This is a genomic window from Brevibacillus brevis, from assembly GCF_022026395.1.
In the GTDB taxonomy this organism is placed as follows: domain Bacteria; phylum Bacillota; class Bacilli; order Brevibacillales; family Brevibacillaceae; genus Brevibacillus.
Map to the genome: position 1 here is coordinate 5,265,373 of NZ_CP041767.1, position 19,487 is coordinate 5,284,859.

Genomic DNA, 19,487 nt, shown 5'->3' on the forward strand with positions numbered 1-19,487 from the left:
TTGCGACCGATTCCTGTTTCCACCATTTATACCTCCAACCGACTCTGAGCCTCGTTATAGTAACCCCGAATCACCCTGATAAAGCTAATAGTAGACAGGTCATCGTTGAAATTGTTGTGTACAAAACCGTCCGGCAAGGTAGATTCGATTGTATTCACTCGCACTTTCAGGTTCGAGACATCCGCTTTCAACACAGCTAGCTCCGCGTGGGCATCCGCAATACCTCGCTCCCAACGGTTAATGTCGTGTTCGGTAACCGGATCATCCTGCTTCCAGTCCGTTTTAGCTACATAAGACACTTACACCCCTCCTCTCGTTTCGATAACAAAGGTCAGGTTTACGAACTGCGCCCCGTTCATCTCAATGTTTCCTGTCTTCTCAGCAACGACCGCTCCCGTTCTGGTCCTCAACTTTGCGCTCGTGATGACTGGCACACTGGCAACATGCTGGGCAGATACTTGTAATGCAATTCCGTCTTTTATGCCTGCAATCGGATGCGAAGTAATCTCCACAGCCTGGACAGGCACTGAAACTGAGCCGTTTATCAAAATGTCGCCACCCGACACCCTAGCCAGCAAGTCATTCCGGACGGTTTGAAGATAGCTTGGCAGGATCATTTCACGACCTCCTCGTAACGCTTGATTGGTGTCATCCCGACACGAAATTCACTGACCTTGTTATACTCCTTTATCCCGACGACTAATACATCTCGCAGCACGATCTTCTCCGACACAACAGGTTCAAAAGCGACTCCATTACAATGAACTGGCCTGATTCTCTCAACAGCTTGAACAGCATTCTTTGTATCGAATCGATCCTCAATCGGGTAGACGTACCGAATCACCTTTTTGCCGTAATCCTCGACCATCTGGACATGCTTGAATGACGAGGAACTCAAGCCAATTGCACGCAGCACGCTTGGGGTAAATCCAAGATACGACCAGTGCTTTTGCTGGATATTCTTTCGCCGTTCCTCCACACTCAGCAATTGCTTTCTCCCGAAATAAATCCAATCCCAGACATCCAGCCCCCAAGTAGCTGACCATGGGCTAAACTGCTGTAGGATGTCCTCACGCTCCAAATTGAAAGCATCTACAACTGTCCCTGCACCTTCAAAGTGATATTCCGCCACTTTATTCTCGTACCATTGCGGCGGCAGCATCCGCCGATAGCGTTCTGGAATCATGTTGTCACCGCCATGGTTAGAGTCGATACAGAGTCAGCAGGCACCGTCACATTCAATTCCGCGCCGTTTAAGGTGTAGCCCGTGAAATCTATTACACCATCCACGAAAAAGAGCGCTCCGATCTGCTGGTACACGATCTGGGAACGCCCTTTTAGGTAGGTTTTGATTTGTGTAGTAATTTGGTCTTTGATCTTCTCGAATTCCGCATCTGGTCGCAAAGCAAGTTTTACAGCGATAGTCACCGGATAAACGTTCGCCGGCAGTACCTGCAAGTCGTGCAAGGCCTTACGTTTGTCTTCCAGCTTAGTTCGTACAATTGTAGCTAATTCCTGCCCCGCTGGGTTTCCTGACAGGTCAGTAATGTACACGTCGATGGATAGGTCGTGTCTCGTCTTTTCGATGGCGACGGCTCCGCCTACCCCGTCAACATTTCGTGCCCACCGCTCGTAATCTTGGCGTCTGCCGTCTCCTTCTTCTGTGCGGGCTCGATCAATGAGGCGTTGTCGGTAAGCATCGTCTGTCTCTCCCTCATTGCGAGACAAGCCGAAGAATACGCCCGTAGCATCCAGAAATTCCCCGTCTGCCCAGGGTAGAAACCGCTGGAGAAAACCGTACTCAAATAACTGCTGCTGATCGCTGATCTCCTCTGCGATCGGATAACCGAGGTCATAAAAGATTTCTCCCTCTTCCGTCGCTGGTGGCGTCTCTCCACGCTTTTGTGCTATCAACGCCATCCGATTTGCCATCCGCTGATAAATCTGATCCGGGGTTTCCCTGAGAATCGGCATTTCTGGTTTGTCTAACGTTGCCATGTACTCACCTCCGTCCTAGTTGTCCCTCTCATGCCCTCAATTTCGAGCGAAAAAATGACCCCATTGTTCTCAAACCGAATGTCTACCACTTCCGCACGCTCTATCTCATTGTGAGCCTCTAGCGCCTCTTGTGCTTGCGTCTTAATTGCTGGCAATGAAATGTCCGAGCGCATCCTTCCAGTATCGTATAGAAAGTCTACGCCGTATCGTTCCGAGTAAATCTCATACCGGAAACGACGCGTATTCAGGATTTTCTTTGCTGTCTCTTCCAAATACTCCGCATAGGTAGTCGTCCGCAAATAACGACCATCTGGCCCCTGCATCAATTGTTTAGTGGTCCAGTCGAATTTATATGTCCATGGAATCGGGTTATCTGGAGATTGAACCAGTTGTATTTCGTCTCCGTTCAGCTCTGGAAACATTACTCCACCACCCCAAGCAGGAGGTATTGTTCGTTGTTGCATCGCAACAAGGCTACTTTTTTGCCCACATCTTCTGGCAACAATCGGGCAGAACGCAGTACAGACAGCTCATACGGCTCCAAGGGTGTAGGGTCCTCGTCCAACTTTACAGACAGAGGCGACAGCGACAAAAGCTTGCCAAACTCCCCTTGCGTATTCTCAATGCCGTCCTGCGCGTGCCCTCTCAGTTTTGCAATAACGGAATGCATCCCTTACGTCCTCCTTTCCAATTGGAGATCCATTGTGTATTGACCGCCCTGCCAGCGTACCTGGCAGTTAGTGACGATCCAATCTGTGATGGTTTTATTGTCTTTTTCCATGATTTTTATGAGCCAACCAGCGCGTAGTCTAGCAGCATTCTCATCCTCGTGCCTAACCGAAATGGAGCGTGTCTTGGGAATTTTGGACAACTCTGCAAGCTGCTTGGCTGCCATTCCCGCTACATTTTTGTCCTCACCTGCGTCGATGACTTTTTGCATGCGACCGATTTGTTTGACCAAGCTATCATTAGATTTCGTTGCACTGCTCACGACCCGATCATCCCGGTAGCGCTCTACTGTTACAACGGTGTATACATCCTCGATACTCTCTCCCGTCGAGCTACTTGCGAGTAAACTAGCCTTGAACATCGGGATAATACTGTTTTTCCCCTCAGGCAGTACCGTCAGCTTATCGCGCTGGTATTGCACGAAATAGCGGATGCCCGTCTTTTCATAGGCTTGCTCTGTCAGTGATGTAAAGAGAGACGTGTATGATTGTGATGAGATTCTCTCTTTGACCGTAAAGCCGAACGCCGGGCAGCTAAAATTGATACCTGCCGACTTGATAATTCGCGCAAGCTCTGTCCCTGCATCCCCGTCCAGCTTGAGTCTGGAAATTTCGTTTTTTTGCAAATACCAGCCGAGCTCGTATGCTGTTGCGGATAAATCTCCTGTCCGATCATCCCGGTCAAAACGAACGAGCGGGCCATGGAAAAGCTGCTGGGATTCTTTTAGCTCTGCACCTGCAAAGAGCATCAAAAAACCCGCCGATTGCAACGGCGGGCCTTCCTTGATTCTCACATCACAGTTTTGAGCAATTTGTCCCCTGGCCGAGGACCAGGAGAGCTCGGTAACGGCTGGGGTCAGGTCATAGCGGGTCTGTTCTTTTCCGTAAATGACTTTCATTTCGTCTGCCCTCCGTTACATTCTGTTTTCTCTTTCTAGCTTTTCGTGAATCTCTCTTTTCCTATCTTCCAACTTTTTGCTATCTATCCGTGGAGCCGCTTGCTGCTTCTTCGTCTTCTTTGCTACCTTCCCACTCGTGTTCGGGCGAGCTGGCTGCTGTTTCGTAATGACCGCCCCGGGGGATAGAAGCTGCGTCTGATTGCTCCACGTAATGAATTCGTCTTTGACAAACAGCGGCAGTTCAATCGTTCCGTGAAAATCGACGTTTTTTCCTTGGAATTTTCCGTCACATTGCCCGATGAGCACATTCCACGCCAAATCAAGCTCGTCTATAGTCAAAAGCGCTTCAGAGCCCGTTAAGCGATCCAATCCAGCAAGCCACTGTCTAGGCCCTTGATAGCCCTGTACCTCGATATAGGGAGCCGTGCTGTCTCCGGGTAAGATGAAGTCAAAGGAGATAGACTTTGGGCGTCTGGAAGAGATGCGGTTGCCGGACAATAATGTAATCGATGTCGTGCTTTCGATGTCGTTGCCATAGCCGCGAAACTGGATTTCCGCAGGTGTGACAGGAAATGTCAGCCTGTATTTGCCTTGAAGGCGGATCATGTCGTTACCCCTCCCCTCGTCTCTAGTGCATCCAGCAGGGAGCGCTCGATGATGTCTTTGATTCTCTGCGCGACAGATGGATCGCTGAGCATTTTCAACATGGTTGGGATATCCTGTAGTACGCCTTGTACGTGTAATGGGACTGAAATTTGCGGAATGGTGATGGAGACGGGCTGTTTTGGCATGCTGCTAACAGGTGAACGATTTGGCATCGAAGCAACTGCTGGGATTAAGGGTTGTATACTAACCGGTTGTGGAGGAGACGTGTCCTGCCACCATGATTTGACCCAATCGTATAGGGCTCCACCTGCCATTGATCCACCGATATTGCCACCGACACCACCAGCCAAACCGCCGACGAATGAACCAGCTCCAGGTGTAGCGAGTGAACCAAGGGCTGCTCCGGCGAGCATTCCCACTCTTCCTCCAGCCCAGCCACCGACGGTCTCCGCCCCAAAACGAGCGGCAACGTCAAGTTTGTTGTCCGATGTGAGAACTTCTTCGAGACTTGTTAAGGTTCCGAGGTAGGGCACCTTTTTCTGCCCGAAGTTAAACTTGTCCAGAGGCAAACGCTTGAACTGTTCCATAAATTTGTCTTTGAGTTTACCTGGGTGCAATTCTTCAAGCTTATTCATGAATCCATCCTTGAGTTGGTCGAATGACAAGCCCTTGAACTGCTCCACAAGCTTGTCTTTACCCAGCCACAATCCCTCAAGCCCAAGTCCTTTCATGAGTCCATCTTTGAGCTTATTCGGGTGCAATTCTCCAAGCTTATTCATGAACTCACCCTTGAGTTTGTCTAATGACAAGCTATTAAACTGCTCCATAAGCTTGTCTTTACCCAACCACAGTCCCCCAAGCCCAAGCCCAAGGCCCAACATGATTTTACCTGTCCGCCCACCTTTGAGCTTCCCCAAAGGAAAGCGTTTCATGAACTGGTCTTTTAACTGATCTGCTAACTGGTCTATGACCTCACTCGTACGTCGTCTCCTAGGAGTATTCGTGTTACGTCTATTTTTTGAAGAGGAACCTGATTTACGGTTATTACGGTTATTCCCCTTACAACAGCAGCAGTTTTTCCCGTCAGTTGCTCCTTGAGGAAACTTTTCTATCGTTGTCCGAAGATCTTTGAATTTTTTCAGTTGAGATGTCGTATGAATGTTCAGAGCACTACCAAGGAGTAGTAATCCTCCGGCAAAAATCGCAGTACCTTTTATCGACTCGTCCAAAGAGTTAAATGAACTCATTACTCCTTCAGCTGCTTCCGAAATCCCTGTATTTATCTCAGACATTTGTTCAGCGTACAGAGTCGCGATCTCCATGGCCTCGTTTCTCGCCATCGCTTGTGCCTGCCCAGGTTTGAAATAAACATCGTTCTGTGCAGACAGCTTATGCGCATTCACTGCTTCATTCCCTACTTTATATGCGCTCTCTTTCCCCATTTCCGGCACAAAAGCCCCTGTAAATATATCTTTTACTTCTCGCAGACCCTTCGCCACGTCAACTCCGGCATCGCCTGTCAAAGCATCGAATGCACGTTGTTGTAACGTTTGATCCTGGATGCTAGAAAAAGTCATCAGGAGTTTTCCAAGGGCGATATTTATTGTTTCTTTCTCCCCTGTTGCGAGACTTCGATTCAGCGTTGCTATATCTTGGGCGGCCTTGGCCTTTGCATCCTTCTTATTTTGAGCCTTGTAATGCTTCTCAAGAATTGCGGCGAGATCACCATTATCCGACATCTTCATTGCATTCTCATACAACGCACCATACGTTTTAAAATCATTCAAAAGGTTCCCTATTGAAACATAGGTAGCGGCCATTTTTTCAGGCGTATTCAGCAATTTGCCATTCTGAAGGTTGAAGTGAGCCAGAGACTCCACAAATTTTCCAGTCGCGGCTCCCCCTCCCTTGTTGCTTAAATACTGAACCGCATTTGACTGCCTAACGGTACTTTCATCACCAGTAGAAATCTCAATGGAGCTCATCATTTTCATGATGTCATCTTCCGTAAACCGCGTCGTGTATTTCAGCATGCCTGCTTTTTCTGCATACTTTAAACCATTGGTTGCATGCACAAGTTCAGCTTTGGCCATGAGGCTGTATGCTTGATCTTTCTTTATATCCGGGTTGAGTTCACGTATTTTTATGGAAGTCTCTTCTATCTTCAGGAGTTGCTCATTACCTTTGCCACCAGCTTCAAAAAGTGTCTTTTCTCTTTCTGTCGCCTGAGCTTCTTGGGCAACCGAACTCAGCGTTGTTCCAAGAGCTTTTTCGATCATCGGAGTTAGTGAGCCCAGAAGTCCTTTTTCGAATTCGTCATATTTACCTACTATTCCGCTATAAGCATCAAACGTTTCCATCATTGTTCCTGCCATTCTTTCACCTCCTTGTCCTCTCAGATGTCTACGCCCAGCAGAACCCGAAAAAAGCCGGGAGACCTACCCCCCAGCTCTTTCCTCATCCTCCGCCTCAATCATCTGACAAGCAAAAATAAACAGCTTCTGCTTGTACAAATCGACTTCGTACTCGAGTAGATCCGACGGGCGGCCTCGGCCTTTTAGAAAAGCGCGGCAAATATGCCAAGCCTCCCCGTCAGATCGGATTAGTTTTTTGCTTCTTCAATGGCTTCTTCTTCCGTCTGGGTTGCATTCACTTCACGGACCGCATTGAGCAGCTTGGTGTAGCCTTCTGGATTGTCGCGGAAAATTTTCTCGACGAGCTCGTACTTGGTGCCGACCTTGTACGCTTTCTTGAGCTCTTCCTGATTCCAAGGGAAATCGTGCTCGGTGGCTTTCACCAGACGTGCATCGTTGTACAGGAACCAGTCGGTTTTCTCGCCTTTGTCAGCCATGCGTTCGCAATCGCGCAGCTCGGACAAATTCAGTTGACGCACCTTCCACTCGTCACCGTCGATGGTTACGGTAATTTCTTTTCGCGGAGCTTGTTCATTAGCCTTGGCCAAAAATTTCTCGAGTTTGTTTTTGTTCATGTGGATTAAACTCTCCTATTCCGTGTAGGTTGGCAATTCATCGAGGTAGTCCGGCTTTTCGATGGACATCCCTTTCAGGTCGTAGGTCGCGTGATCGTTGCCGTCTGCTTTGGCTTCCCACAGCGTAATTTCGTCTGGGTTCAGCACGATATTGGAAATGCGGACGCGTTCGGAGTTACCGGCTTCCTTGTCCAGCGTCTCGCCGATCAGGAATGGGAGGACTGGGGTTTTGCCTTGAGTCAATTGATCGACGCAGTAGTATTTCAACGCAGCGTTGGTTGCGGTAATTTTCAATGTCACTTCTACATGCCAGTCGTTGACGGTCTGGATTTTTCCTTTTTGCAGGCGATTCGTGTCGCCGTACTCTACCTTGAGCACCATTTTTCCTTCCAGAGTACCGAAGATCGGGTCTCCGTTTTCATCGTAAATTTGGCAGTTCTTCAGTTTAATATCGCGTGCAATAGCCAATTACAGCACCTCCCAGTCAATGTCAAAGTATTCGATGGCATCAAGCGGCTTCGCAGACAAGAGGAAGCCACGGCGATCCCCGATGCCGTTCTTCTTATCCGTAAATGTCCAGCCCGTATCAATGGCGCCCTGCTGCTCGCGAACGGTCATGTACGCGTTGACGGCAGAGACAAATACCGCCCCGCCCAAATCGTTGTTGCCGAGCTTGCCTTTGTATTTCTTGCCGACTTGGCTGATGTCGTTGACGATCTGATCCAGCGTCATGCTCACACGGATTTTGCCGTAGTCCTCGCGCTCATGCGTACCAAGGACCGCCAGCGTATTGACGGCGCTCTCGATGATGTACACATCCCCGTCGCGGGTTGCGATCAGCGTACCGGAGCCGAGCGCACTCAAAATATCGGTGTGGCCCCAATCCTTGAGCGCTTTTTTCAATGGAACGACGACAGCCGTCAGCGATTCATGCGCAGGTGTCGCGGCGATCATACCCGCCACCCATGCTGCCCACTCCAGACTGCCGTATACTTTTCCGTTGTTGTGTTGACCAGCGATAGCACTGTTCACAACAAAACGGGCATTTTGCGCCACAGACCGCTCGATGTGCTTCGCCATGTTCTCGTCGTCCGTCGCTTTTCCGCCGATTACCAGTGTACTGAGCTTCTTGTTTTGTGTACGACGATCGCTCATGAATTGCTTCGCTGCCGCTTGTACAGCCGCATCGTCAAAAGGCAGATACATCGTGTCAAAATCAGCACCGGACACAGCCATGAACAGCTTAGTTGAGTCAGCTGCGGTAAGCGCTACTGTGCCACTTTTCGCTCCTGTCAGGGCTGTTTCTGGCACGATTGTAACGGCAGTCTCGCCCAGTTTTTTCACACGCACATAGTTGGATTGGCTCGTTTTCGCTGCCAACTCATTCGCATCCACAAACGAAAACTTCTCTGTTTGCAGCGGACCTGTTACCTGGAGTTCCTTCTTGCCTGGCTCGGACGTCGAGGCAGTAATCATAACCTTCAGCTCGTTACCTACCAAACCCGGATACAGAGCCTCGACTCTGATTGCATCCGCTTGCTCATACGCTGCTTTTGTGGCTGTGCCATTCGTCATGCGGTACGCGAGAATCGTCGCGCCGCCTTCTGCTGCCAGCTCCACGGTATCGACCTTGCCAAATGTGTGGGCAAGTCGCTCCTCAAAGCTCCCCAGCTTGACGAGCTCATCTGACGCGCCCCACTCTGCTTGATACGGAACCAGTACGACACCGCTCTTCGGTACTACACGTTCTTTTGCTTTTGCGATCAGTTCGACCGTTACACCCGGACGTTCACGTTGAATGGTCATGTTTACACCCCGCCTTTGTATTTGGTCAGTCGGCTCTTCACTTGTCCTTCTGCCAGTAGTTGATCATCTGCTTCAGAAAAAAGAGCACCTGCTACCTCGAACCGTTCGGCTCCAAGATAAGCGGCGCTCTTGATCCACGCTTGTTTGGTTTGCACAAGCTCTGGGGCCTGTGCTTGTTGTTCTTTTCGTGCCACTATGATCGGACCCCCTCTACATCAAATTCATTGATTTTTTCTGTGGCTGCTCTCTGCACCGCCACGTTGTAGGTGAACTGGAACGCGATCTCCGTCCGGTCCTTTTTATCCCGCCAAATACGCAAGGTGGAGCTGTCGATCTCGATGGACAATCCAGACGATTTGCCTTGATAGCTAAATTGATTTTGGCGAAGAAGCTCACGCAGCGGCTCAGCCGAAAGCGGCTGGTAGACGCCTGCTACCCTTGGATAGTGGAGGACGATGGCTGCTTCTGAGACAACCTGATAGGAAGTGAGGCTTCTTCCTTCTTCACGGACCCCTTGCGTCAAAAGAAACGCGATAGGCGGCTGAAATCGCTGCGCCATCCAGTCGTCCACATTTACAACAGTAGCCAGCTCTGGATACGCTTCCTTCACCAGTTCAATGAGAACGGCTAGCTCACGATCCATCCAGCTTCCACCTCCCATACTTGTGGTATTCTCTTCTGTCTTCGTCACATGACTCTTCCCCCCACTATTTCACTTCATTTGGCAAGGCATCCACGGCAAATACCCGCCGAGCAGGGAGCGAGTAGCCTGTAGCTTTGAACTCGCAACATCGTGTGGCGCCATCGCCATTTTCCCCGCTCGCCGGGCATTTGAGCCGTCGGCGTACATAAAAAGCCACCCGATAGCTTCTTCGGATGGCTCGTATCTCTCTTACTTGTTTCGCTTGACTCAAGTATAACTGATTCGGAGGAAAAACCGGGAAAATGACCCGATGTGTCAGGAAGTGTCAACCTTTGTCAACCTCAATCATACTTGTGAAAATGAAAAGAAGCTGTCATCTTCCAGACAGCTTCTCATCTATTAAATCATCATCCGGTCTGCTGAGCCTGATCACCATACATCGCCCATGCCATCTTCATCACCGCACTGCGCTTGATTTCATAATACCGCTGACGGGACACACCGATTTCTTTGGCAATCAGATTGTTCTTGTCGCCATCCAGCAAAGCCTCGACCACCAAGCGTTCCTGCTCCCCCGGAATCGTCTCTACCGCTTTATTGATCCGCTCAATTTTATCCTGCAAATTTTGCAGCCTTTTCCACTTTCGCTCCCGGCGTACAACCTCCGCGTGCGTCTTATCTCCCGTGGTGCCCTTTCCTTTTGGCATGCCTGCATCCAATCCATACTGAGAGACCATTCCTTCCCCCGCCTCGCGCAAAAAACGCTGGATACGAACGATCTCGATTTGCATGTAATTATAGTCGCGGATTTCTTCCTCGGCTTTCTGTAGAAAATCTACAATGGGTGCTTGCTCACTCAGCCGGACGAAGCCTTCTTTTCTAGCGGATACTGTCTTTTGCTGCCCTTTTGCCTCTTGATCCCGCATGTACTTGTCCCACTCCGGGCAAGAATCGATTTTTCCTACGTGCTTATCATGAACCTGACAATGTGATTTCTTTCCCCAGCACGTTGCCGGACAAACCTCGCATACTGCTTCCATGAAAATATCTTTGCTGATCAAGGCACTATTCCCCCTCGGTCATATATATGAAGTCCGTATGATTGCTTATCGGTTTTCGTTGACTCTTGCGTCTTTTCTTAATCTTTGAGACAAACCAATCTGTCCGATAATGACTCCGACCAATAAAACAGCTGCTCCGATTAATGCTGCTTCTATCATTTCGTACGTATCTCCTTTGCATCGTCATTTTCTTGTATAATGAAAGGGGGCAAAGAGGATACTCACCAGTTGTATTCTTTGCCCCAAGCATTCAACGGGGATTCCGATCGTCAGTCGGAGTCTCCTTTTTTTGTTCCAGTTGCTCTTTCTTTTTCTCTTTGTTTGCCTTTAATTGCAGATTGAACAGATTATTAATCCGAATCTGCAAATCCACCTGCTTAAACGTGACGATTAAAGCAAGGAAGCACACGACAACCGCGAGAACCTGAACGTAATCAATCGTCATCATAGCATCACTTCTCCACTGCGGATCGCTTCGAGCATCGCGGTTTTCATTTCTTGCATGCTCTCTTCGCGAGGTAGTTTGATAAAGGAAGCGAGGTACTCCATGTCAGGAAGCAGAAAGTCGAGGATCGTCAGTACAGCCCGATTATCTCCTGACTGTGCTTTTTGGAGGGTCAGGCTGAACGAGTCAGCTTCTCGGCCAATTGGCGCAAATATTTGTTTTTGCATTTACTCACTCCTTGTCTGGTCATATTCAGTTTTTTGGCTACCTGTTCTTCTGTCATTCCTTGTAGGACGACCTGCTTGATAATAATCCGGGCTTTTTCTGGGAGTTGCATCAACACCTCCTGAACATACAGATCCGACAGATTGTCCTCGATCGCTTCCGTTCCCCGCATCTCCTCTTTGATCACCGTCTCCCTGTACAAACGCTTCTTGGCGGCGTACTGCAATCGCCAAGCAATCCTCTTGAGCACTTTTCTGCAATGCTCTTTCAACTGCTCATCTGTCACTTGCTTCACCTTCTGTCTTTTTCATCCGGAAATAGGAACATTCGTTCTCTTGTAGTACAAGTATCTCATACTGATGTAATAAGTTCAAGTTCTTTCTACCAGATTTTTGGAGATGATTTTCCAGGTTGATCCACTGCATAATTTTCAGAAGAAGACATCAAAAAAGCACGTTCCCGAGTGGAGATCGTGCTTGTGTAGAAGTATGAAATTATCCTTATATAACTGATGTTCCCACTCTATAAAAGTACATAATTCTCATACTTTTTGGTTTTATCTGCCCATCACGCTTGAAATATCTTATAAAAATAAAAAAGCAAGCCCCTCTCGCATCCATAGCAGAAGAACTTGCTTGCTTTTCTATCTTTCGCACTCTCTTAATCCCAAATATTCGGACGTTCAACACCCATCGTTCTCATATAATCTAGCAGTTGACCGGTATGTACCGACTCATGATAAGCGATTCGCAGCAGCATGTCTCCAAGTGTGCGGACATAGCCTACATCGGATCGATCGATGCGGACACTCTCCAAGTCACTCTTGGACAGCCCTCTGACGAAGCGGAGAAACTCTTCTCGATACGGTTTCGCAAAGGCCAAATCTTCTTCTACGCTCGAAAACTCTTTGGTTTCATACGGATTGGGGATGTCAGACAAGGCGGCGCTTCCCCGTTGGATCAAAATCTGGTGATACAAAAACTCACCCTCGATGACATGGCGAATCATTTCTCCGCACGTGAACGCTTTATCGTCAGGCTTCCAGTTCAGCATTTCTGTAGGGATTGCCTTCCACACCTTGATGCTTCTACGTCTTACTTCCTCAAAGTTTAAGATTAAGAGATCATTTTCGTTCATGCCATTCTCCCCTCCCCGTAAGCTCGTCCTAGTTTTTTTGATAGAGATCACATGTCGCTACGTGATCATTGACCATGCCGACTGCTTGCATAAAGGCGTAGCAAATGGTTGAACCGACAAACGTAAAACCGCGCTTTTTCAGGTCCTTGCTCATCTTGTCGCTGATTTCGGTAGAAGCAGGCACATCCTTCATTTCCTGAAAATGATTATGGATCGGCTTTCCGCCTACAAACGACCAAAGATAGCTGCTAAAGGACCCAAACTCCTCCACAACCCGCAAATACGCGTGGGCGTTCTTCACGACGCCGCGAATCTTCAGCCTGTTTCGAACGATGCCTTCGTCTGTCAGCAATTGCTCAATTTTGGCTTCATCGTATTGAACGATTTTCTCCGCTTCAAAGTTATCAAACGCTCTTCGATAATTTTCCCGCTTCTTCAGGATCGTGTACCAGCTCAGTCCAGCCTGTGCGCCTTCCAAATTCAAACATTCAAAGAGCAACCGATCCTCATAGACAGGAACTCCCCACTCGTGATCGTGATAATCCATATAAATAGGGTCCTGATTCACCCAGCCGCACCGATTCATGGAAAGAAGCCTCCTCTACGAAATGCGAACATATATTCCTATATAAAGAATATACAATCATTGGGTATTCTGCAAGTTTTTCTTTACAAAAAAAGACCTCATCCATCTGAGGTCTCCCTGCAATCAAGCCGTTAAAATAATTGGCTTCCCTTTCGTCACAACGATGGTGTGCTCGTATTGAGCTACGTAACTCTTATCAGGCGTAATGAGCGCCCAACCATCCCTGCCATCGTCCACATATTCCGTCCCCGTTGAAATGAATGTTTCAATGGCCAATACGAGACCTTCTGTGAGCAAGCGTCTGTCCTTTTTGTCATAGTAATTCAAAATGTAAGCAGGCTCTTCATGCAAGCTTTTGCCGATGCCATGACCCGTAAGGTTTTTGACCACTGTAAAGCCTTTTTTCCTGGCCTCCTGATGAACAATGCGACCAATCTGGCTAAGCTTCGATCCCGCCTTTGCCGCATCCAATGCCTTGTACAGCGACTCCTCGGCGCATTCGCATAAGGATTGTTTCTCGGGCTCACCTTCCCCTACCACGATGGAAGCACCTGTATCGGCAAAATATCCATCCAGCTCCGCCGAGACATCAATATTGATGATATCGCCATTTTTCAAGACTGTATCATCAGGAATGCCGTGGGCAACAATGTGATTGACACTGATGCACGTATTCCCTGGAAAATCATACGTGATATTCGGTGCAGAACGCGCGCCGTATTTTGCCAAGATCTCTCCGCCAATCCGGTCGAGTTCTTTTGTTGTCACGCCTGCCCGCACTGCTTTTATCATCGCCTCTCTTGCTTCAGCGACAATACTACCGATCCGCTTCAAACAGATCAAATCATGTTCATTTTGAATTGACATGTGATTCCCTCCTGTCTACGAATGTAATTATTCCCCTTTTCTACTCCTACATTGGAACATTTTTCATCACCAATCGCAACCCGCAGAAAAAACAAAGAACCCCAGAAGCACCCTCTGCGGCTCTTATCTTACGAAGCTAGGCTGGATTCAGTGCATACATTCTGTGTGCTATTGTCGACTGCTTTTGAATAAACCCGATGGAGATTCGGTTAAATTCTTCCGGCTGATCGACATTGACGACATGACCGCAGTCAGCGACTAGACTCAACTGTGCATATTGCCTTTTTTTCACACGCATCTGGACGAATGGCAAAAACATATGGTCTTCGTCCCCCATAATGAACAAGGTAGGGATGGGAGGCTCTTTATCAAAGAGGGTTCCCAGGAAACGATTAATGCCTTTAGTCAGCTTGAACCATCTCTTGAATTCCTTTTGACAAAGCTTTTTGGCTTCGCGGATAAACAAGGAACGCGATTCTTTATGACGCTTGTTCGGCATGATCACCCATGCGAACAGTCGATACAACCACATGTACGGGATGAAATGTTTGACCATATTCCCCAGCGTGATTAATACCTGCGATCGAACGTTCATGTGCGTCACAGCCCCTGCCAAAACCATAGAACGCATTCTGTCCGGGGCCTGCTCCGAAATAATCTGCACAATAATCGTCCCCAAAGAAATCCCCACAAAATGGGTGGAAACGATTTTTAAATGATCCAAAACCTCAATGATATCTCTGCTGACATCATCAAAGGTGTATGTTTTAAACAGCTTGCCCGGGATGTTTTTAGATTTTCCGTGACCACGCATATCTACTAGAAGAACATTGAAATTCTCTTTGTATGCCTTAAGTTGTTTATACCAAATCGACGAGCTGCCCCCTGCCCCATGGACAAAAGTCACCCATTCGCAATCCTCACCACGTATGTATGTCTTATAATGGATCACTTATATCCCCCCACCAGTATTATATAGGAGGGATGTCCCCGGTGAAAGGATTAGCATAATATTGAAATTTTTGTGTACATAGAGGCATATCGCTTCACCCCAGTCTCTCTACTAAAAACCAAACGACATTGGAAATGAGCAAAGACTGTCCGATTCCAAAACTGAACCCTGTGAAAAAGCGCAGTTTGTTATTGCTTGTTCGCCACTTCCAATGTTGGGTAAAGCCATCAATCAGCATGGGCAATAAAAGCAGTCCAATGAAATAGTAAGAGGTCACGATATGCATTCCTGCAAAAACAGGCGCCAGCAAGTATCCAGCTAGGATCGAAACACACCTGGCACATAGCGGCATTTTCTTGCCACCGATAGAAAAGGAACGATCTGCTCGTCGATGACAGGGAATCCACTGCGTATTCATTTTCATCCCCCTCAATCTGGCTTGCAATCGCAATCGGTTGCATCACAATTCGGACAATCAACGGGAAGATGGCTGCAATCTGGCGAGCAATTTTTACGCTTTTTCCGGTTTGTCGAATAATAGAGGATCATGCTAATCAAAACAAGCAAACCAAGTATGATCAAGACTCCTCCTGTAACATAATCCCCTTGATACAGAAATACGCCTCCCGCTATCCATGCGATCATGCAAAGCGTTAATCCAAGAAAAAACAGATACACCCTCTCCCTTCTTCTCTTTCTACGAGAAAGCGTACCTGCAGTTTCACTGTGCGTTACGAAAGAGAGTGAAGTCATCGACCCGGCTGATTAGTTATGGCGTCGACATATTTATACCGCTCTGTACGTGCGTATGTAAGCCGATAGACGGGGATCGGAACAGATGCTTTTTCTCTTCTATTTGTATCTCTGTCCTCAACCTGCACATATTCCAGTTCCACATCAAATAAGCCTACGAAACTCTCCGCGGCTTCCCGAGCAGACACACAAGTGACTGGATCGGGAATCTCCTTGTTTTGGCGTACATCGTGCTTGTAAAAACCCGTTACCTGGCCTGTCCAAGGATTCACTTTTACGTTGTAAACTCGATTGGTGAGAACAATCCCTTGTCGGCGCTCATAGAAGTAATAGGTATTTCCGGTACCGCGCAAATAAAAAAGCTCAAAATAGTGCAGCTCGGTTATTCCCCGCTCGATGTATTTCTCCAAAAAGCTCTTTGCGATTTGCAAAGCATCTTGGAATGAAAGGCGCGGCGTTTCATATTCCATTTTTTGATTAACTGTAAAGGCAAGTAACTCGTTGGTCGTTTGATTGAGTGTAACGCACACAAAATCAGGGTCGTAAATGGTTTCAGCGTCCTCAGCTTCTGGTAAAGGCCAGTAATAATGAATAGTAGGAGGCCACTCAGGATCTGACGCAGCGTCAACGAATTTGAAAGATCCACTCCTTGGATAGTAAGTTATTCCATCCTCATTCGGAGTCACGATTGTCGCTCTTTTAATCTCTGAGTGAGTTACATCTATTTGAAAATGTTCCTTCAGCCATAGCTCGATCTCCTGAATGTCTGTGAAAAAAATAGATTCCCCTTGAGGAACTACGGGAATAACCTCGGAGTGGTTCTCTACAAGTCGTCTGCCCCCTATGACTGTCTTTGCTGGTTGTCCTGTCTCCGCATGAATGACTGCATAGGCTAGCGGTACCTCATCAGGAATGTACTTTAGCTGCCCTTCCTCCTGTTCATCGCATATGAGCATCATGTTGTTCTGAAATAAAGCTAGGTACGCTTGTTTCGCCTCATCCTTTGTTATGATTTGCGGCTTAGTCGGTTTATCTTTTCGATCAAAATCATGAAATCCGCGGTAATAGATACCTACTAAATTTCCGAACTCGTCTAAAGCTATCCGCAAATGTACTCCTGAGAGCGGAATCCCATGAAAAAAATAACGATAGTACAGCTCCCATTGTTTTTTCTTACGATACTCTCTCAAATTCGCTGTATGATCGCTCACCATCTCTTTCAGATGATCCCCGTATAATTTTTCCGCCACTTCCATAGCTCGCTCGGTTGCCGACTCGGCATCGATCCTCTCACCATATGCAATCGACTCTCGGTATGTTCTATCCAAGTCGAATTCCATCACATATCCCGTTTCTTTGTCTATTTCCAGTTCTGTGTCATCATGACCTACTTTTATCTCCCAAGTTCTCCACTTATCGTACGTTTCGATTTGCAGATGAGACATTTCACGCAACTCTGGAAACAAACCAAACCATCTCTCCATCGTCTCCCGAACTGCTTCTGTTGGAAATGTAATCATTTTTTTCCCTCCCGAACGAAAAAACCGTCAATGCAGACACTGACGGCTTTCTCTATTTAAATGTGTAATCCTAATCATCATCACCATCATCAAGATCATCGTCGTCGGTGTCATTGGTGTTCGTAGCATCACTTGAAGATATATCCGCCGGAGCACTGCCGTTTTTATCCGCTGGTGTCTGATCATCATCGTCGTCATCATCGGTAGAGCTATTGTCGATAGTCGTAGTCGAGAGCACTTTTCCGGTAATAGCATGTATGCGTACGTCTACCGTTTTCGAGTCTTTTTCCGTGATCACCCGATAGACGGCTCCACTCTTTGTCTCGATCAAATCAACATCATCGATCTTGCCGCCACTTGTTCTTTCTGTCGCAATCTGTTTCGCTTGCTGTTCCGTAATTTTGGTCTGTGACTGCGCTGGTGGATTCGAGCCTTGATTTGGCTTCGGCTGCTGCTGTGTTGGGGTTGTAGCTGGCTTGGTCGCGTTGCCAGAAGCATCTTTCCCAGCGTTATTAGGTTGCTGTGCTGTGCTGGCTGTCGGAATTGAACCCGGCTGTATTGGATTCGTCGTCGTTTCGTTTGCCTTCGGCTGCGCAGTGGCTGCGACCAAGGATAGCTCCTTCAAATCAATAATTTCGCCCGTATGTGCATTCACCATCACACTATATGTTCCACGCTCATTGAGGAGCTGGAGATTGTAAATGCTGTTTTCTCCTACATTTGTCATGGAGATTGATTCAATCTTCCCCGGGTAGCGGGCCGTCACGATCTGTTTGACTTCCTCCGCTGACAATGACCGCAAATCCATGCTCGCGAAGATCCGTTGCATGCCAAATGCTGTAGTGACCAACAGAAAACTCGCCAGCAGCCCTATTTTCCACTTTTTATTCATACGTACCTCCTGCTATTTCTTTGCCTGCCCTGGCAGAAAAACGGTCACGAGCGTCCATTTCCCTTCTTCGCTATCCAGGGCAATATCGCCTTGATGGGCATCGACGATCTGTTTGGCAATGGAAAGACCGAGTCCTACGCCCCCTGTTTCACGGCTGCGGGCTTTGTCTACACGGAAGAAACGATCAAAAACATGCTGCAAATCTTCCTTGGGAATCCCCATTCCGTAGTCCTTCACTGAGAAAAATGGACGCTCCCCTTGAATCCCCACCTCAACCTCAATTTCATTGGAGCTGTATTTCATCGCATTGTCGAGTAAAACGACGAGCACTTGTTTTAGTTTTTGTTCATCGGCCATCACCGGAACCGATTCGTGGCTTGCGCCCAGTTGAAAGGCTCTGCCATACGCATTGGTCAATTGTGCAATGGTCGTTTGGCACATCGGGATCAAGTCGATTTCTTTGACATCCAGATTCCATTCGGCACTATTGTTTGCAAGAAGGAGCATTTGATTGGTCATATCCTTCATGCGCACGGCTTCGGAATAGATCGCTTCCACCGACTCTGCCAGAACCTCCGGCTTTTTCGTCCCCCAACGCTTCAATAGCTTTGCATAGCTTTCTACTACGGTCAGCGGCGTTTTCAATTCATGGGAAGCATCAGAGACGAACTGCTGCTGCTTCTCGAAGTTTTGCTGCAATAAATCCATCATCTTGTTAAAGGTACTTCCTAACGCATGCAATTCATCCCTGGATGTGTGCTCAAGCGGTATTTTCTTAAAAATACTGCGCGCTTGAATGTCTTCCATCGTTTGAATCATCGAGTTGACTGGTCGCAAAATCAGGTTGCTCAACATATGCCCTGCAAAAAAAGCAGGAATCAGCACGAACAACGAAGCAAATAGCAGAACATTTTGCAGCAGGCTCAAATTTTCTTGCAAACCGGCAATACTTTCAATGACTTCTAACGTGACAATTTTTCCATTCGTCCAAATGATCGGGACCTTGACGTATGCGTATTTCGCTCCGTTGACATCGAAGACACCGTCACTCGTTTTTCTATCAAAAATGGGCTTCGGTGCCGGGATTGGCTGCGTGCTGTCTACTTCCTGCGTGACGATCGCTCGCGATTGTTGATCGATAATCCGGATCATCCCGTTCGGTGGCAAATACGGCTGCAAGAGCGTAGCAGGGTCGAAACTTTCTACACCAATCTGATTGAGTCCACTCTGAATGTGCAGAACTTCTCGTTGCAGACGATCCAGTTCTCCGTCTGTTGTCACTTTGTAGAACATGAAGTAAATGAAGCTGTTGACCATGAGCAACAGAAGCAAGAGTGCGACCGTGGAGAACAAATGAATTTTATTTTTGATTTTCATCAT

Annotated in this window: 28 protein-coding genes; all 28 read right to left on the bottom strand. The window is 47.7% G+C overall.

From position 1 onward, the window contains the following. Window positions 1-26: 26 nt before the first annotated feature. A complete protein-coding gene (locus tag FO446_RS24965) occupies window positions 27-299 on the bottom strand; it encodes a hypothetical protein (RefSeq protein WP_237899401.1) in 273 nt (90 codons plus the stop codon). Beyond that, complete coding sequence (locus FO446_RS24970; RefSeq protein ID WP_237899402.1) at window positions 300-617, bottom strand: hypothetical protein; 318 nt, start codon at window positions 615-617, stop codon at window positions 300-302. Beyond that, window positions 614-1,186 (bottom strand): hypothetical protein, encoded by a 573-nt coding sequence (locus FO446_RS24975; protein WP_173611190.1) that lies wholly within the window; start codon window positions 1,184-1,186, stop codon window positions 614-616. The genes FO446_RS24970 and FO446_RS24975 overlap by 4 nt, the downstream gene beginning before the upstream one ends. Beyond that, complete coding sequence (locus FO446_RS24980; protein ID WP_237899404.1) at window positions 1,183-1,998, bottom strand: baseplate J/gp47 family protein; 816 nt, start codon at window positions 1,996-1,998, stop codon at window positions 1,183-1,185. The genes FO446_RS24975 and FO446_RS24980 overlap by 4 nt, the downstream gene beginning before the upstream one ends. Then, on the bottom strand, window positions 1,986-2,420 hold the full coding sequence (locus FO446_RS24985) for a DUF2634 domain-containing protein (protein WP_237899406.1): 435 nt from the start codon (window positions 2,418-2,420) through the stop codon (window positions 1,986-1,988). Before FO446_RS24985 ends, FO446_RS24980 begins: the two co-directional genes overlap by 13 nt. After that, the gene (locus tag FO446_RS24990; RefSeq protein ID WP_106785453.1) at window positions 2,420-2,668 is read right to left on the bottom strand and encodes a hypothetical protein; all 249 of its coding nucleotides are present in this window, start codon (window positions 2,666-2,668) and stop codon (window positions 2,420-2,422) included. Before FO446_RS24990 ends, FO446_RS24985 begins: the two co-directional genes overlap by 1 nt. A gap of 3 nt (window positions 2,669-2,671) precedes the next feature. Beyond that, on the bottom strand, window positions 2,672-3,625 hold the full coding sequence (locus tag FO446_RS24995) for an XkdQ/YqbQ family protein (protein WP_237899408.1): 954 nt from the start codon (window positions 3,623-3,625) through the stop codon (window positions 2,672-2,674). Between the two features lie 15 nt (window positions 3,626-3,640). Further along, window positions 3,641-4,231 carry a hypothetical protein gene (locus tag FO446_RS25000; RefSeq protein ID WP_237899409.1) on the bottom strand — a complete coding sequence of 197 codons (591 nt, stop codon included), beginning with the start codon at window positions 4,229-4,231 and terminating at the stop codon, window positions 3,641-3,643. Beyond that, window positions 4,228-6,606, bottom strand: coding sequence for a hypothetical protein (locus tag FO446_RS25005; RefSeq protein WP_237899410.1), 2,379 nt, complete (start codon window positions 6,604-6,606; stop codon window positions 4,228-4,230). The genes FO446_RS25000 and FO446_RS25005 overlap by 4 nt, the downstream gene beginning before the upstream one ends. A gap of 227 nt (window positions 6,607-6,833) precedes the next feature. Beyond that, a complete protein-coding gene (locus FO446_RS25010; RefSeq protein WP_047069578.1) occupies window positions 6,834-7,220 on the bottom strand; it encodes a phage tail assembly chaperone in 387 nt (128 codons plus the stop codon). A 15-nt stretch (window positions 7,221-7,235) separates the two neighbouring features. Further along, window positions 7,236-7,688 carry a hypothetical protein gene (locus FO446_RS25015; RefSeq protein WP_007723453.1) on the bottom strand — a complete coding sequence of 151 codons (453 nt, stop codon included), beginning with the start codon at window positions 7,686-7,688 and terminating at the stop codon, window positions 7,236-7,238. Next, window positions 7,689-9,026: a phage tail sheath subtilisin-like domain-containing protein gene (locus FO446_RS25020; RefSeq protein WP_221868319.1), complete on the bottom strand. Its 1,338-nt coding sequence runs from the start codon at window positions 9,024-9,026 to the stop codon at window positions 7,689-7,691. A 2-nt stretch (window positions 9,027-9,028) separates the two neighbouring features. Further along, complete coding sequence (locus FO446_RS25025) at window positions 9,029-9,220, bottom strand: hypothetical protein (RefSeq protein ID WP_173611183.1); 192 nt, start codon at window positions 9,218-9,220, stop codon at window positions 9,029-9,031. Then, window positions 9,220-9,717: a hypothetical protein gene (locus tag FO446_RS25030; protein WP_229088171.1), complete on the bottom strand. Its 498-nt coding sequence runs from the start codon at window positions 9,715-9,717 to the stop codon at window positions 9,220-9,222. Before FO446_RS25030 ends, FO446_RS25025 begins: the two co-directional genes overlap by 1 nt. Before the next feature lie 21 nt (window positions 9,718-9,738). Then, window positions 9,739-9,876, bottom strand: coding sequence for a hypothetical protein (locus tag FO446_RS25035; protein ID WP_173611182.1), 138 nt, complete (start codon window positions 9,874-9,876; stop codon window positions 9,739-9,741). A 200-nt stretch (window positions 9,877-10,076) separates the two neighbouring features. Continuing rightward, entirely contained in the window at window positions 10,077-10,730 is a 654-nt protein-coding gene (locus tag FO446_RS25040; RefSeq protein WP_173611181.1) for a hypothetical protein, read from the bottom strand. A 250-nt stretch (window positions 10,731-10,980) separates the two neighbouring features. After that, a complete protein-coding gene (locus tag FO446_RS25045) occupies window positions 10,981-11,178 on the bottom strand; it encodes a hypothetical protein (RefSeq protein WP_173611180.1) in 198 nt (65 codons plus the stop codon). Next, window positions 11,175-11,402: a hypothetical protein gene (locus tag FO446_RS25050; protein WP_017251813.1), complete on the bottom strand. Its 228-nt coding sequence runs from the start codon at window positions 11,400-11,402 to the stop codon at window positions 11,175-11,177. Before FO446_RS25050 ends, FO446_RS25045 begins: the two co-directional genes overlap by 4 nt. Next, complete coding sequence (locus tag FO446_RS25055) at window positions 11,348-11,686, bottom strand: RNA polymerase sigma factor (RefSeq protein ID WP_173611179.1); 339 nt, start codon at window positions 11,684-11,686, stop codon at window positions 11,348-11,350. Before FO446_RS25055 ends, FO446_RS25050 begins: the two co-directional genes overlap by 55 nt. A 374-nt stretch (window positions 11,687-12,060) precedes the next feature. Then, the gene (locus tag FO446_RS25060; protein ID WP_173611178.1) at window positions 12,061-12,537 is read right to left on the bottom strand and encodes a DinB family protein; all 477 of its coding nucleotides are present in this window, start codon (window positions 12,535-12,537) and stop codon (window positions 12,061-12,063) included. A gap of 28 nt (window positions 12,538-12,565) precedes the next feature. Then, window positions 12,566-13,123 carry a DNA-3-methyladenine glycosylase I gene (locus tag FO446_RS25065; RefSeq protein WP_237899411.1) on the bottom strand — a complete coding sequence of 186 codons (558 nt, stop codon included), beginning with the start codon at window positions 13,121-13,123 and terminating at the stop codon, window positions 12,566-12,568. A gap of 123 nt (window positions 13,124-13,246) precedes the next feature. Beyond that, window positions 13,247-13,990, bottom strand: coding sequence for a type I methionyl aminopeptidase (map, locus tag FO446_RS25070; protein WP_173611177.1), 744 nt, complete (start codon window positions 13,988-13,990; stop codon window positions 13,247-13,249). Window positions 13,991-14,126: 136 nt separating this feature from the next. Beyond that, entirely contained in the window at window positions 14,127-14,942 is an 816-nt protein-coding gene (locus FO446_RS25075; protein WP_173611176.1) for an alpha/beta fold hydrolase, read from the bottom strand. A gap of 94 nt (window positions 14,943-15,036) precedes the next feature. Beyond that, entirely contained in the window at window positions 15,037-15,366 is a 330-nt protein-coding gene (locus FO446_RS25080; RefSeq protein ID WP_173611175.1) for a DUF2085 domain-containing protein, read from the bottom strand. A gap of 5 nt (window positions 15,367-15,371) precedes the next feature. Beyond that, window positions 15,372-15,587, bottom strand: a complete 216-nt coding sequence (locus FO446_RS25085) for a hypothetical protein (protein WP_217367232.1) — start codon at window positions 15,585-15,587, stop codon at window positions 15,372-15,374. A gap of 104 nt (window positions 15,588-15,691) precedes the next feature. Next, window positions 15,692-17,215, bottom strand: coding sequence for a YcdB/YcdC domain-containing protein (locus FO446_RS25090; RefSeq protein WP_237899412.1), 1,524 nt, complete (start codon window positions 17,213-17,215; stop codon window positions 15,692-15,694). A gap of 70 nt (window positions 17,216-17,285) precedes the next feature. Further along, a complete protein-coding gene (locus FO446_RS25095; protein WP_221868315.1) occupies window positions 17,286-18,107 on the bottom strand; it encodes a PepSY domain-containing protein in 822 nt (273 codons plus the stop codon). A gap of 12 nt (window positions 18,108-18,119) precedes the next feature. Next, the gene (locus FO446_RS25100; RefSeq protein WP_237901093.1) at window positions 18,120-19,484 is read right to left on the bottom strand and encodes a HAMP domain-containing sensor histidine kinase; all 1,365 of its coding nucleotides are present in this window, start codon (window positions 19,482-19,484) and stop codon (window positions 18,120-18,122) included. Window positions 19,485-19,487 lie beyond the last annotated feature (3 nt).

Coding starts and splice junctions, on each gene's coding strand:
- FO446_RS25090 (WP_237899412.1), bottom strand. CDS start 17,215: ATGATTACATTTCCAACAGAAGCAGTTCGGGAGACGATGGAGAGATGG.
- FO446_RS24985 (WP_237899406.1), bottom strand. CDS start 2,420: ATGTTTCCAGAGCTGAACGGAGACGAAATACAACTGGTTCAATCTCCA.
- FO446_RS25020 (WP_221868319.1), bottom strand. CDS start 9,026: ATGACCATTCAACGTGAACGTCCGGGTGTAACGGTCGAACTGATCGCA.
- FO446_RS25085 (WP_217367232.1), bottom strand. CDS start 15,587: ATGATCGCATGGATAGCGGGAGGCGTATTTCTGTATCAAGGGGATTAT.
- FO446_RS25045 (WP_173611180.1), bottom strand. CDS start 11,178: ATGATGACGATTGATTACGTTCAGGTTCTCGCGGTTGTCGTGTGCTTC.
- FO446_RS25005 (WP_237899410.1), bottom strand. CDS start 6,606: ATGGCAGGAACAATGATGGAAACGTTTGATGCTTATAGCGGAATAGTA.
- FO446_RS25000 (WP_237899409.1), bottom strand. CDS start 4,231: ATGATCCGCCTTCAAGGCAAATACAGGCTGACATTTCCTGTCACACCT.
- FO446_RS24995 (WP_237899408.1), bottom strand. CDS start 3,625: ATGAAAGTCATTTACGGAAAAGAACAGACCCGCTATGACCTGACCCCA.
- FO446_RS24970 (WP_237899402.1), bottom strand. CDS start 617: ATGATCCTGCCAAGCTATCTTCAAACCGTCCGGAATGACTTGCTGGCT.
- FO446_RS25050 (WP_017251813.1), bottom strand. CDS start 11,402: ATGCAAAAACAAATATTTGCGCCAATTGGCCGAGAAGCTGACTCGTTC.
- map (WP_173611177.1), bottom strand. CDS start 13,990: ATGTCAATTCAAAATGAACATGATTTGATCTGTTTGAAGCGGATCGGT.
- FO446_RS25065 (WP_237899411.1), bottom strand. CDS start 13,123: ATGAATCGGTGCGGCTGGGTGAATCAGGACCCTATTTATATGGATTAT.
- FO446_RS24975 (WP_173611190.1), bottom strand. CDS start 1,186: ATGATTCCAGAACGCTATCGGCGGATGCTGCCGCCGCAATGGTACGAG.
- FO446_RS24980 (WP_237899404.1), bottom strand. CDS start 1,998: ATGGCAACGTTAGACAAACCAGAAATGCCGATTCTCAGGGAAACCCCG.
- FO446_RS25095 (WP_221868315.1), bottom strand. CDS start 18,107: ATGAATAAAAAGTGGAAAATAGGGCTGCTGGCGAGTTTTCTGTTGGTC.
- FO446_RS25100 (WP_237901093.1), bottom strand. CDS start 19,484: ATGAAAATCAAAAATAAAATTCATTTGTTCTCCACGGTCGCACTCTTG.
- FO446_RS25080 (WP_173611175.1), bottom strand. CDS start 15,366: ATGAAAATGAATACGCAGTGGATTCCCTGTCATCGACGAGCAGATCGT.
- FO446_RS25035 (WP_173611182.1), bottom strand. CDS start 9,876: ATGTACGCCGACGGCTCAAATGCCCGGCGAGCGGGGAAAATGGCGATG.
- FO446_RS25060 (WP_173611178.1), bottom strand. CDS start 12,537: ATGAACGAAAATGATCTCTTAATCTTAAACTTTGAGGAAGTAAGACGT.
- FO446_RS24990 (WP_106785453.1), bottom strand. CDS start 2,668: ATGCATTCCGTTATTGCAAAACTGAGAGGGCACGCGCAGGACGGCATT.
- FO446_RS25010 (WP_047069578.1), bottom strand. CDS start 7,220: ATGAACAAAAACAAACTCGAGAAATTTTTGGCCAAGGCTAATGAACAA.